Source organism: Algibacter sp. L4_22 (assembly GCF_023473045.1).
Classification (GTDB): Bacteria; Bacteroidota; Bacteroidia; order Flavobacteriales; family Flavobacteriaceae; genus Algibacter.
In genome coordinates, this window is the sequence record NZ_JAMCOK010000001.1 from 726,874 (window position 1) to 739,958 (window position 13,085).

13 protein-coding genes are annotated in these 13,085 nt (G+C 34.9%); 6 read left to right on the forward strand and 7 right to left on the reverse strand.

Features of this window, described 5'->3' with window-relative positions:
* The first annotated feature begins 217 nt into the window (after positions 1 to 217).
* Positions 218 to 694: a regulatory protein RecX gene (locus M4I23_RS03080; RefSeq protein WP_158846729.1), complete on the forward strand. Its 477-nt coding sequence runs from the start codon at positions 218 to 220 to the stop codon at positions 692 to 694.
* A gap of 84 nt (positions 695 to 778) precedes the next feature.
* Here M4I23_RS03080 and M4I23_RS03085 read toward each other — a convergent pair whose 3' ends face one another.
* The 4 genes from M4I23_RS03085 to M4I23_RS03100 form a co-directional block, all read right to left on the reverse strand.
* On the reverse strand, positions 779 to 1,276 hold the full coding sequence (locus tag M4I23_RS03085) for a DUF6646 family protein (protein ID WP_158846731.1): 498 nt from the start codon (positions 1,274 to 1,276) through the stop codon (positions 779 to 781).
* 63 nt (positions 1,277 to 1,339) lie between these two features.
* On the reverse strand, positions 1,340 to 2,194 hold the full coding sequence (locus M4I23_RS03090) for a cupin-like domain-containing protein (protein WP_249753418.1): 855 nt from the start codon (positions 2,192 to 2,194) through the stop codon (positions 1,340 to 1,342).
* Between the two features lie 236 nt (positions 2,195 to 2,430).
* Positions 2,431 to 3,591 (reverse strand): 4-hydroxyphenylpyruvate dioxygenase, encoded by a 1,161-nt coding sequence (gene hppD / locus M4I23_RS03095; RefSeq protein ID WP_249753419.1) that lies wholly within the window; start codon positions 3,589 to 3,591, stop codon positions 2,431 to 2,433.
* Positions 3,592 to 3,617: 26 nt separating this feature from the next.
* Complete coding sequence (locus M4I23_RS03100) at positions 3,618 to 4,103, reverse strand: CCC motif membrane protein (RefSeq protein ID WP_249753420.1); 486 nt, start codon at positions 4,101 to 4,103, stop codon at positions 3,618 to 3,620.
* A gap of 28 nt (positions 4,104 to 4,131) precedes the next feature.
* On the opposite strand from M4I23_RS03100, the gene M4I23_RS03105 reads away from it, so the two are divergent.
* The gene (locus M4I23_RS03105; protein ID WP_158846737.1) at positions 4,132 to 4,323 is read left to right on the forward strand and encodes a hypothetical protein; all 192 of its coding nucleotides are present in this window, start codon (positions 4,132 to 4,134) and stop codon (positions 4,321 to 4,323) included.
* A 32-nt stretch (positions 4,324 to 4,355) separates the two neighbouring features.
* On the opposite strand, the gene M4I23_RS03110 is transcribed toward M4I23_RS03105, so the two are convergent.
* The 3 genes from M4I23_RS03110 to uvrC form a co-directional block, all read right to left on the reverse strand.
* Positions 4,356 to 5,513 carry a homogentisate 1,2-dioxygenase gene (locus M4I23_RS03110; RefSeq protein WP_249753421.1) on the reverse strand — a complete coding sequence of 386 codons (1,158 nt, stop codon included), beginning with the start codon at positions 5,511 to 5,513 and terminating at the stop codon, positions 4,356 to 4,358.
* A gap of 235 nt (positions 5,514 to 5,748) precedes the next feature.
* Positions 5,749 to 7,980, reverse strand: a complete 2,232-nt coding sequence (locus tag M4I23_RS03115; RefSeq protein WP_249753422.1) for a patatin-like phospholipase family protein — start codon at positions 7,978 to 7,980, stop codon at positions 5,749 to 5,751.
* Positions 7,981 to 8,034: 54 nt separating this feature from the next.
* A complete protein-coding gene (uvrC, locus tag M4I23_RS03120; protein ID WP_249753423.1) occupies positions 8,035 to 9,834 on the reverse strand; it encodes an excinuclease ABC subunit UvrC in 1,800 nt (599 codons plus the stop codon).
* Between the two features lie 341 nt (positions 9,835 to 10,175).
* On the opposite strand from uvrC, the gene M4I23_RS03125 reads away from it, so the two are divergent.
* Genes M4I23_RS03125 through M4I23_RS03140 form a run of 4 tightly spaced genes read left to right on the forward strand, consistent with a single transcriptional unit; the run spans position 10,176 to position 13,066 of the window.
* Positions 10,176 to 10,601: a RimK/LysX family protein gene (locus tag M4I23_RS03125; RefSeq protein ID WP_249753424.1), complete on the forward strand. Its 426-nt coding sequence runs from the start codon at positions 10,176 to 10,178 to the stop codon at positions 10,599 to 10,601.
* A 2-nt stretch (positions 10,602 to 10,603) separates the two neighbouring features.
* Positions 10,604 to 11,479 (forward strand): 30S ribosomal protein S6--L-glutamate ligase, encoded by an 876-nt coding sequence (gene rimK, locus M4I23_RS03130; protein WP_158846745.1) that lies wholly within the window; start codon positions 10,604 to 10,606, stop codon positions 11,477 to 11,479.
* A complete protein-coding gene (locus tag M4I23_RS03135; protein ID WP_158846747.1) occupies positions 11,480 to 12,454 on the forward strand; it encodes a succinylglutamate desuccinylase/aspartoacylase family protein in 975 nt (324 codons plus the stop codon).
* A 48-nt stretch (positions 12,455 to 12,502) separates the two neighbouring features.
* The gene (locus M4I23_RS03140) at positions 12,503 to 13,066 is read left to right on the forward strand and encodes a 5-formyltetrahydrofolate cyclo-ligase (protein WP_249753425.1); all 564 of its coding nucleotides are present in this window, start codon (positions 12,503 to 12,505) and stop codon (positions 13,064 to 13,066) included.
* Positions 13,067 to 13,085 lie beyond the last annotated feature (19 nt).

The following is a 13,085-nucleotide window of genomic DNA, read 5'->3' on the forward strand; positions in this document are numbered from 1 at the left end:
TTTCATTTTTAGTAGTAACAACACCGTTAGAGACTTTCAAAATTTCTAACGGTACTGTAATTACAAGGGCAAAATTACATGTTTTTTCTGCTAAAGGGTATTTGTATAGACGCAATGCCTAATTAATACGTTGAATACCTTTTGTTTATCGATAAACTTTAGTTTTAAACTATGTAAATTTCAATTTTATTTAATCTAATTGTTATTTTTGTTACTTATGCAGCGTTCCATAAAATCTTATACTTTACAAGAAGCCACCAAAAAACTGGAGCATTATTGCGCGTATCAAGAACGTTGCCATCAAGAGGTTAGGCAAAAGCTAATCTCTATGCACATGATTCCCGAAATTGTAGATGTCGTTACCGTTCATCTTATCGAAAATAATTATCTTAATGAAGAACGATTTGCGAAGGCTTATGTTCGCGGCAAGTTCAGAATTAAGCATTGGGGCAAAGGTCGATTATCTTTTGAACTCAAGAAAAAGGACATTAGTAAATTTAATGTAAATCAGGCACTTGCCGAAATTGAAAATGAGGATTACATCGAGATTTTCAATGAGTTAGCCGAAAAAAAGGTTGAAACCATAAAAGAGAGCAACGTTTATAAGAAACGTAAAAAATTTGTAGACTATTTTCTATATCGCGGTTGGGAGTCTTACTTGGTTTACGAAAAAGCGCACGAATTAATAAAATAAGGCATAAAAAAAAGCTGATAGAAATAATTTCTATCAGCTTTTTTTGTGAGTTTCATCCTTAAAAAAATAAGGATAAACTAAAAATTATATGTTAAATACCATACCTAAATTAACCGTAAATTGGTTGTTTAAAGATTCCGCAGCTGTTAATTTTCCAGTATCATATTTTGCTAAAGGCGTATTAAATTCTGTGTAAACACCAAACCCATCAGAAAAAAAGTAACGTGCTCCTAAGTGCCCACCAAAATTGTGTAATCCAAGACTTAAACCAGGGTAAATATCAAAATTATCGTCAACATTAATTACGTTTCCAAGATTTGCATTAAAACGCGCTTTAAGATCTGCACGATCACCAAAATCGGCATCAATATCATTATTAACACCTAATACGTAAGTTCCCGATAGGCCTATAGAAATATTTTCGCCAATACCATAATCGTAACTTAAGTTAAGTCCTGTTCCATTATCTTGCAAGTTAGCACCAACTTGAAATTTATTATCTCCCTTACCTGTAAATGCTTGCGAATGCGCAAACGATACGCTAAGTATAACTAATGCTAATACTATTAAATTTTTATTCATGATTTGAGTTTTATTTTAAGTCGGCAAAGGTATTACCAACTTTTTTAAAATCAAAGGTTTAATTCATAAATGCTTATTTGTACGCAGTATGGCTTGTTCGTTTTTCCAATCAATCCAATTTTGCCCCTTAATTCTGCGCATTAAGTTATCGTAATTTCTCATAATAAAGAGGTTGTATAAGGCTTGTCCGAGGTTTTTTGGGTTTCTAGCAATAGCGCGTAAACTCATAGAGAAACCAGGTGTAATGTAGCGCATATAGTGCCAATAACCTTCGGGCATATAGAGTACTTCACCATGGTTAAGTTCTGTTTTATAACCCTTTGCTTTTTTTAATGCGGGCCATTTGGTGAAATCGGGATTATTAAAGTCGATATCCTCGCGAGAAATTAATGAATGTGGGACTTTATACAAAAAATCATTCTGTTTTTGGTCGAATAAAATACATTGCTTTTTACCCTCGAAATGAAAATGGAAAATATTAGCCAAATCAATATCATAATGCATAAAGGTATGCGAGTTTTCACCACCAAAAAACAACATAGGGACACCTTTTAAAAGGCGTAAACCAAAATCGGGAAACGTGAAATCCTTCTGTAAAGCTGGGATCTCTTTTAACGCATTCCATAAAAATATTCTAAATTTAGTAGGCTCACGCTTAAGTAAATCAATATACTCGGCAAGTTTCATTTTAGCATGTGGCTCGTTAAAACCATCCTTAAAATCCACAGGCCTATCATCGTAAAGTGGTACGGTAATATCGCCGCCAACTTGCTTCATGTATTCTAAATTCCACTTAGAATAAGCAGGCCAGTCATCGATAAAATGTTCGATAACCACAGGTTTTTGCGGAATAAAATACTGTTCTAAAAAATCCGCTTTCGTAATGTGTTTTACGCGCGGAATATCCTGTAAGTTCAAGGTTAAAGCTAATTTTGTATTCGGTGTCAAAGTTAACAAAACGCGACCGATTTAAAAACACTAATTTGGGCGTTACCCAAAAGGGTCGCGCTTTCACTACTCGCTCCTCCTTAGGTCGGGAGCTCAAACAGGCCGTTCAATCGCTAACGCAAAAGAAAACCCGCCTTGTTTTTTACAACTCGGCGGGTTTTTATAAATTATAATTATCAATAATATTAAAAAAAATGTAGTAAAACTTAAAGCGTTCCTCGTTTAGCTTGTTCACGCTCAATAGATTCAAAAAGCGCTTTAAAATTACCCGCACCAAAGCCTTTAGCGCCCATGCGCTGTATAATTTCGAAAAATAAAGTAGGTCTATCTTCTACAGGTTTTGTGAAAATCTGGAGTAAATAACCTTCCTCATCAGCATCAATCATAATGCCTAATTTTTTAAGCGCTTCAATATCTTCGCGCAGTTCGTGGCTGTATTCTTCTAATCTTCCAGGTACGGCTCTGTAATACTCCTCGGGTGGTGTAGATAAAAACTCAACACCTTTAGATTTTAATTGGCTCACTGTTTTTATAATATCATCTGTTGCAACTGCAATGTGTTGCACACCAGCACCTTCGTAAAAATCTAAATATTCCTCAATTTGCGAACGTTTTTTTCCTTCCGCAGGTTCATTTATTGGGAATTTTATGCGTCCGTTACCATTACTCATCACTTTACTCATTAAGGCCGAATATTCGGTATGGATTTGCTTATCATCAAAAGATAAAAAATTGACAAAGCCCATAACATCTTCGTAAAACTTAACCCAAACATTCATTTGATTCCAACCCACATTGCCAACCATATGGTCTATGTATTTTAAACCTGCAGGTTCTGGATTATAATCCGATTTCCACTCCACGAATCCAGGCAAAAATGTACCCTTATAGTTTTTGCGTTCTACAAACATGTGCACAGTTTCTCCGTAGGTGTAAATACCAGCACGAACTACTTCGCCATGTTCGTCGGTTTCTACGGTAGGTTCCATATACGGTTTTGCACCACGGCTTGTAGTTTCAGCGTAAGCTTTTCGAGCATCTTCCACCCAAAGGGCAACTACTTTTACGCCATCGCCATGTTTTACAATATGGTCGTTTATTTTCGACTTACTATTTAAAGGCGTGGTTAAAACAAGTTTAATTTTATCTTGTGTAAGTACATAACTCACAGAATCTTTAGAACCAGTCTCTAAGCCTTTATAGGCGTAAGACTGAAAACCAAAAGCGGTTTTATAAAAATGGGCCGATTGTTTTGCATTTCCAACGTAGAATTCTACATAATCGGTTCCTAAAAGCGGTAGGAAATCTTGTGCGCCTTCAAATATTTTTTCTAATCCGTAATTCACTGGTTTTATATCTTTACTCATGATATCTTATTTGTTAGTTTTGCTTTTTATTGGTCTTCCTCAAAAGTATCTTTAAGCTGTTCAACATCAATGGTGTCTATAATAACTTCGGTGTCATCGTATTCTGTGTCATTAAAAATGCTATCGTTTTCATATTCATAAATTTCTTCGGTTTCAAAGTCTTCAAAATCTTCGAAGTTTTTAAATTCATCAAGAAACCCTGAGGATATCATGGTTCCGTAAAATACTAACGCACCTATAAATATTAGGACAATAATGCCGTTAAAAACAATAGCAATAATGTTTATTACTTTCCCCGTAGATACATTGCTTCGTGTTTGTGGTGTGTAGGCTTCCGGGTTATTGGCGAATTCTTTTAAACTTTTATTAGCGCTAACTAACCCAATAATTGCAATTATTAATGGTATAATAGCGAAAATACCATAGCAACAACATCCTGCAAAGCCAAATACGAGTGCTACAATTCCTAAAATTAGTGTAGCTGGATCGGCTGGTAATTTACTGTAATTCATATAATAAACCCATAATTAAACTTCTGGTTTGGAAGGTGCTCAAACTGGGGATTTGAGTGTTTTTAGGTTAAGCGTTTTGTTGGCAGGTTGGTTAGCCCTGATTGCAGCGGCATCCTTTTTAAAAAGCCTTAATATAGACTTTATTTTAATTTTAGCTAAACCTTTATTAAAACTCGAAACCCTGAAATTTGGTAGGGATTGGCTTTGTAAAAAGATATAGCGGAAAGCAGGATTAGCTTCTTAGTCCTTTTATTATTCTAACCAGGACTTATAATAATTTTCGTCGGCAATTTTCATGGCTTCCTCGGTTAGCATAAGTGGTTTAAAAGTATCGACCATTACAGCGAGTTCGTTAGTTTTGGTTTTGCCAATACTGCGCTCGGTTGCTCCTGGGTGTGGACCGTGAGGAATGCCTGCGGGATGTAAGGAAATATGACCTTGATCGATATCATTACGGCTCATAAAATCGCCATCAACGTAGTATAGAACTTCATCGGAATCGATGTTACTGTGGTTGTATGGGGCCGGAATTGATTGCGGATGGTAATCGTAAAGACGCGGTACGAAACTACAAACCACAAAGGCATCGGTTTCGAAAGTTTGGTGTACTGGAGGTGGTTGGTGTATGCGGCCGGTTATGGGTTCGAAATTGTGAATGGAAAGGGCGTAAGGATAGTTGTAGCCGTCGTAGCCTACAACATCAAAGGGATGCGAGGCGTAAACCATTTCTATAATATCATCTTGTTTTTTTACTTTTATTAAAAAGTCGCCGTTTTTGTTATGGGTTTCTAGTTCTTGTGGACGGCGAATATCTCGCTCACAAAATGGAGCGTGTTCCAAAAGTTGCCCAAACCAATTGCGATAGCGTTTTGGTGTGTAAATTGGACGACGCGATTCTACTATAAAAAGTCTATTATCTTCGGTATCGAAATCCATTTTATAAATTACACCACGCGGAATTATAAGGTAATCTCCATATTTAAAATCTATGTTTCCTAAGTGCGTGCGTAATTTTCCGGTGCCTTTATGGATAAAAATAAGCTCGTCGGCATCGGTGTTTTTATAGAAATAATCTTGTGTGGATTGTTTTGGTGCGGCTAAAATAATAGCACAATCGCTATTTACTAAAACCGTTTTTCGGCTTTCTAAATAGTCGTTTTCTGGTTTTACTTGAAAACCTCTTAGACGATACGATTTTATGTTGTTTTTTAAAGCAATTTTTGGAGCTACGCTGTATTGGTTTTTTATTGCTTTTACTTGCGTTGGTCGCTGCTCGTGGTAGCTATTAGTTGCCATACCATCGAACCCAATGGTACCAAAGAGTTGCTCGGCGTATAAACTGCCGTCGGGTTTTCTAAATTGTGTGTGTCGTTTAGGAGGAATGCTTCCTAATTTATGATAAAAAGGCATACTTTTTAGAATTATAAGTTAATAATTAAAAGCTTTGAAGCGTGTGGCTTTAAACTTTAAAAAAAGTGGTTTAAAGATATAATATTGCCTGCCTATTCAGGATTTCTCTTGATAAGGAAATTAAGGTGTTGAAGTAAATTTGCCCAAAAAAGTGTCATATTACTACGAATATCGTGAATTTTTAAATTATATATAGATAAATGGAATTTATTTTGAATAAATCGTAGTGTTCGGGCTAGAACCAAAAACCTAAATTGAAAAACCAAATGCTTTGTTTAAGATCGGGCGAATAGCTGTATTTTACTTGAATTGGGCCAACTAAGGTTTCCATGGCGTAACCTAATGCGTAACCACGGTTATCGGGCAGAGAGAACCATTCGCCAGATTCGAAAATATCATCGTCTACGTTAGCCCAATTGGCTTCGAGTGTAATGTGATGTTTTTTTACAATTTCATAATCGGCACTTGCAAATGCCTTTACGTAACTATTACCCGTAAGGGAAACATAATCGTGACCAAGGAAGGGAATAAAATTATTAATAAAATTATTACCGTAACCACCAAGAGCAAAATCGAGTGTTTTTGTCGATTTATCTCCGGTTTTAAATCCGCCACTTGTTTGGAGGTTAAACGACATTTTATCTGAAGTGCTAAAGGCGTAACCTATATCGGCCTTTGCTATAGAGAACTTTTCAAAGCTTTTATTGAAATTCGATGCAAATAAATACATGTGTAAATCCCCATTAAAATAAACTCCTTTTTTAGGAAAGTATTTATTATCGTACGTGTCAAGTTTTAAGTTTCCAAATACGCTTAGGTAATCTGTTTTTTCGAATACAAACTCTTCATCACTACTGCCGGTTAAAAAGGTTTCCGAGCTAAGTTCTAAACGTTTGTGCTCTGCGCCTATACTAAAGGCGAAATCTTTTCTAAACAGTGTTTGTAGGTAAAGCTGATTAGTTTGGTCATCTAGTTCTGTGTTTACTTTATTTAATCCTGTGGCGTCTATTTCGCTGTCTTCTAGTAATAATTGTGCACTTATGTTTTTAGTAAATGTGTTAAATCTAGAACGGAATCCAACACTCCAGTAAAAACCTTTATCTATTAAATAGTCGAAATTATAACGGACATTATCTCCTAAAATAAAATCGAAAGATGCGATGTCATTTTTAAAAAGCAATTGTTTTTTTGTGATATTTACAAGGACTGCACTTTTATATAAATCATCATAATGGATGCCTAACTTTAAAAATGTAGTATTTTTTGTTTCGGTTAAGTGAGTTTCTAAATTATAAGTTTCAGAAGTTCCTGTTGGTTTTAATTTATATTGAAATGAATCGAAATTATTAGTCGCTACCAAATTATTAACGCCTTTAACAAGGTCTTTATAGCTTATTTTTTCATTTGGTTTTAATTTTAGTTTTCCTAAAACATAGGCGCGGGTATAGTTGTTATTTCCCTTAACAGAGAAGTTGTTTATGGTAATACTATCAGGAATTTTTTCTTTAAGGTAATGCGTCTTTTTTCGTATTGGTAATGCTTTAAAATCTTCTAAGTTTTCTAAAGCTGCTTTTTTTCCGCTTTCAATAATTTCTCGACCTTCATTGAAGGATACCACGTTGTATTCTTTAATATTCGGCTTTATGTAAATATCGGTATGCTTTGTTTTTAATTTCATATCATTTATGGTTCTGAAATTATTTATTTGGAACAAAACATCGGGAGCCGAAAGAAGCTCATCACGATTTAAAAGTCCGTCTTGCACATCGACACCAATAATTTTATCCATGCCTTTAGCGCGTAGTTCTTCAATTGGATAATTATTTGTTACACCACCATCGATAAGTACATTGTTATTAATTATTACAGGCTGGTATAATGATGGTAACGCACTACTCGCCATAATAGACTGTGTTAAGTCGCCAGTATCTAAAACCACTTGTTTACCTGTTTCTACGTTTGTAGCAATGCAAAAAAATGGAATATGTAATTTATTGAAATCACTAATTCCGTTAAAGGGTAATGTTAATGATGAAAATAAGTTATAAGTATTTTGCCCACGAGAGAGAGCCGATGGTAATTTTATTTTAAAATTATCGAATGGTAGTTTTACAGCATAGCGCTCGGCATTATCACGTTCGTAAAAGGCTTTGGAACTTCGGGGTAAATCGTCGCTTATAAGTTTATCAAAATCTACTTCATGAAAAATTGAATCGAGTTGATTACCAGAATATCCCGCAGCGTAAAGTCCTCCAATTATGGCGCCCATACTCGTTCCTGCAACATAATCTATTTTTATGCCTAAGCTATCAATTACTTTTAAAACACCAATATGCGCGAGTCCTTTTGCGCCGCCACCACTTAACACTAAGCCAACTTTTGTTTTGTGTGTTTCTGTTTTGTTTTGCGCTTTCGCGGAAAAAGTAATGAACAGAATTAGAAGTAATATGAAGGTTTTTTTAATCACTGCTTTTGTTTTAACTATTCTGTAATTCCTCTAAATATTGAAATGATAATCGATTTAATCTTGCTTTTCATGATAATAGCTATAAATTTTAGAAGCTCTAGATACGCCAACAACATCTTCCAATTCGTCTAGTTTCGCATTGGCTATGCGTTTGGCAGATTTAAAATGTTTTAAAAGTTCTACAATTGTTTTATCACCAATTCCTGGAATGGTTTCTAACTCTGTATTTAATGCCGATTTACTCCGTCTATTTCGGTGATGTTCAATACCAAAACGGTGGGCTTCATTTCTTAAAAATTGTATCACTTTTAAGGTTTCGCTTTTTTTATCTAAATATAAGGGAATTGGATCGTCTGGATAGAATAATTCTTCTAAACGTTTTGCAATACCAATTACCGTAATGGTCTGTCTTAAACCTAAAGCATCTATACTTTTTAAAGCTGATGATAATTGTCCTTTTCCACCATCTATAATTATAAGTTGAGGTAAAGGTTGATCTTCTTCAACTAGGCGTTTGTAACGGCGGTACACCACTTCTTCCATAGAGGCAAAATCGTCTGGGCCAACAACGGTTTTTATATTAAAATGACGGTAATCTTTTTTACTTGGCTTCCCGTTTTTAAATACTACGCAGGCGGCAACAGGGTTTGTGCCTTGTATGTTCGAGTTATCGAAACATTCTATGTGCCGAGGTTCTTCAGAAAGACGTAAATCAGCCTTCATTTGTGCCATAATTCGGTTAGCATGCCTATCGGGATCTACTATTTTTATTTGTTTGAAACGCTCCATTCGGAAATATTTGGCATTCCGAAGTGATAAATCTAAAATGTGTTTTTTATCGCCTAATTGCGGAACCGTAACTTTTAAGTTTTCTCCTAAATTGACTTTAAAAGGCACGTATATTTCTTTAGAGTTCGAATCGAAACGTTGTCTAATTTCTGTAATAGCAAGCTCTAGTAGTTCTTGATCGGTTTCGTCTAATTTCTTTTTAATTTCTAAAGTATGCGAACGAATTATGGAACCATAAGATAGTTGTAAAAAGTTAATGTAACCGTAACCTTCATCGCTCATTATTGAAAATACATCTACATTGCTAATTTTTGGATTTACAATGGTAGATTTAGCTTGGTAGTTTTCTAAAACCTGAATTTTCTCTTTCATTTTATGCGCTTCTTCAAACTGCATATTATCGGCCAAGTCCCGCATTTGTTGTTTAAATTGCTGTAAAGAATCTTTAAAATTTCCTTTTAAAATTTCTTTTATCGCTACTATATTTTTGTTGTATTGTGCTTCGGTTTCTCGGTTTTCGCAAGCGCCTTTGCAGTTGCCTAAATGATATTCTAAACAGACTTTATATTTGCCAGAGTTTACTTTTTCTTGAGATAAATTAAAGTTGCAGGTACGCAAACTGTAAAGTCCTTTTATTAAATCTAAAAGGGTGTAAACGGTTTTTCCGCTGGTGTATGGTCCAAAATAATCGCTACCATCTTTAAAAACACGTCGGGTAGAAAACACACGTGGGAAACGTTCGTTTTTTATGCAAATCCACGGGTACGATTTATCGTCTTTTAGTAAAACGTTATATCGCGGTTTGTATTTTTTTATAAGATTGTTTTCTAGTAAAAGCGCATCGGTTTCTGTATCGACTACAATGTGCTTGATATTCACTATTTTTTTTACCAACACACGGGTTTTACCATTATCGTGGGTTTTAGTGAAATAGGAGCTTACTCTTTTTTTTAGGTTTTTGGCTTTACCTACGTAAATTATGGTATCATCTTTATCGAAATATTGATAAACACCGGGTTGGTTTGGCAGGGTTTTTAATTGTATGTCTAAGTCAGGGGTCTCCATTGTCTCAAAGGTAATTATTTTATTGATGTTTTTTAGGTAGTAATCTCACGAATTTATAGGAATAGATGTTATAACTTATGCGTGTAATATTATTGATTGAAAATAATTTTTAAAAATGTTTTTTGAATTGACTAATTGTATACTTTCGCCACTTTTAAAAATGCTTCTATTTAATTAGATCGTATTTTATTTAATGAAGAAAATGTATGTTGGCGGCCGAGACCGCGTTAGGGATTGAGGCATTGTTGAAGCTCTTTTTGTGTTGTTGCGCCTATGCAACACAAAAAAGCGACTGCTGAAAGCCCGGCCCTTGTGGTAACGCCCAAAGAAATAATTGAAAAATGAGTAAAAAAATTTTAGGTAGAACCGATGTTGTGGATTTTCCAGGATTAGGTTTGTTTAATATTGATGTAAAAATGGATACGGGTGCTTATACATCGGCTATACATTGCACAGAGATTATTGAAGAAAATAATGTGCTTAAATGTGGTTTTAATAGTGATGTACACGAAAATTTTGGTGATACAGAGATTATTTTTACTGAATTTTGGCGCACTAATGTGAAAAGCAGTAACGGTTTTAAGGAAAATAGATATAAAGTAAAATCGGATGTCGTAATTTTTGGAAAAACGTACAAGATTAACTTAACTTTAAGCACGAGAAGCGATATGAAATATCCCGTATTGATTGGTAGACAATTTTTAAAGCAAAAATTTTTAATCGATGTGGATTTGGAACAGGTTTCTTTTAAAATGAAAAAACAATAACAATGAACATAGTAATTTTATCGCGTAATGCGGAATTGTATTCGACCGATCGTTTGGTGGAGGAAGGAGAAAAAAGAGGCCACAAAATTGAGGTTATAGACCCGTTGAAGTGTGACCTTATTATTGAGAAAGAAAAGCCAACGATTTTTTATAAAGATCGGTATTTGGACTATGTTGATGCTATTATCCCTAGAATAGGAACGTCGGTTACGTTTTTTGGGTGTGCAGTGGTGCGCCAATTTGAAATGATGGGTGTTTTTACTACGGTAACATCGGACGCTATAATTCGTTCGCGTGATAAATTACGTAGTTTTCAACGTTTATCTAAAGCGGGGATTGGTATGCCAAAAACGGTATTTACTAATTATTCGCGCGATGTGGAACGTGTTATTAAGCATGTTGGTGGAACGCCTGTTATTATTAAGCTTTTGGAAGGTACTCAGGGTTTAGGTGTGGTTTTAGCTGAAACTAAAAATGCTGCCGAATCTGTTTTAGAGGCTTTTAATGGTTTGCAGGCTCGTGCTTTGGTGCAAGAGTATATTTCGGAAGCGAAAGGGGCAGATTTACGTGCTTTAGTTGTAGATGGACAAGTGGTTGGTGCCATGAAGCGTCAAGGAAAAGAAGGCGAGTTTAGATCTAATTTACACCGTGGCGGATCGGCAGAGATTGTTAAGCTAAATCATGATGAGTTGAAAGTTGCTATGAATGCAGCAACGGCTTTGAAATTGCCTGTTTGTGGTGTTGATATGTTACAGTCTGAACGTGGACCGTTACTTTTAGAAGTAAACTCTACACCTGGTTTAGAAGGTATTGAAAGGGCTACTGGACGAAACATTGCAAAAAATATTATTGTTTATATTGAGAAAAACACCAAATAAATGGCAAAATTAAGTAGCGACATTTTAACTATTTTAGGAGAGGATATTAAACCTGGAGAGCGGAGAGAAGTTAATTTTGATGTCGCTAACTTACATACATCCACACCGGTAAATGTACCTGTTATTATTGAACGTGCTAAAAAGCCTGGGCCAGTAGTGCTTTTTACTGCAGGAATACATGGCGACGAAGTTAATGGTGTTGAAATTGTAAGGCAAATTATTGCTAAGGGTATTAATAAACCCAAAATTGGAACTATTATTTGTATTCCGGTTATTAATGTTTTTGGTTTTATCAATTTAAAACGAGAATTTCCTGATGGACGTGATTTAAACCGCGTGTTTCCTGGGAGTCCGTCGGGCTCATTGGCTGCTCGTGTAGCATTTAAATTGGTGAATGAAATTTTGCCGCACGTGGATATTATTTTAGATTTCCATACAGGTGGTTCTGGCCGCTTTAATGCGCCTCAATTACGTTATGTTAAAGAAGATTTAGAGCTTAACAATTTAGCGAAGGCCTTTGGAGCTCCTTTTGTTTTGTATTCTAAAAACTTATCCAAGTCTTTTAGAACAACTTGCTTTAAGCTTGGGAAACCCATGTTGCTTTTTGAAGGTGGAAAATCTAACCATATCGATGATGCAGTTACCAATGTTGGTGTAAATGGCTCTAAACGTGTGTTGAAATATTTGGGTATGTTAGGTGTTAATTTTAAATCTGCTACTCCTAGAAAAAGCACTGTTTTTATTGATGATAGTAAATGGCAGCGTGCTAAATATTCGGGTATGTTTAAGCCTGATGTTGCCATTGGGTCTTACGTAGATAGACGTGATGTGCTGGGGAATATTACAGATCCATACGGGAAGTTTGATTACGCTGTAAAAGCACCAAATTCTGGATATATTATTAATGTGAACGAATCGCCAATTGTGTATCAAGGTGATGCATTGTTTCATATTTCTACGACTTTAAAACATTAATTTTGAAAAACTTTTTTGATTATAAAGGTTTGAAAATCTGTATTTAGTATGACTAAAAATGAGTTGCGAAAAACATATAAAAGTCTACGGAATAATTTATCGACGACTCAAATAGACGATTTTAGTTTGGCTATTGCTAATCAACTTTTAAAATTACCTATTTGGGGACATTCGTTTTACCACGTGTTTCTTGCTATTGAAGAGCATAAGGAAGTAAATACCGATTATATTCTGAATATTTTATCGGGAAAAGATAAAAATATTTTAATTTCTAAAAGTGATTTTAAAGAGGGTGGAATGATTCATTTTCTGCTAACTGATAATACCATTATTAAAAAAAATAGCTATAATATTCCTGAGCCTGTTGATGGTATCGAAATTTTAGATGATAAAGTTGAGGTTGTTTTTATTCCGCTTTTAGCTTTTGATGAAATTGGTAATCGCGTGGGTTATGGTAAAGGCTTTTACGATCGGTTTTTGGCGAAATGTAAACCTGAAACTATTAAAATTGGATTGTCTTTTTTTGAAGCTAATACTGAAATTACGGATGTTTTTGAAAGTGATGTACGATTAGATTATTGTGTGACTCCCGAGCTTGTTTATGAGTTTTAGTTATAGAAGTTACTTTCTT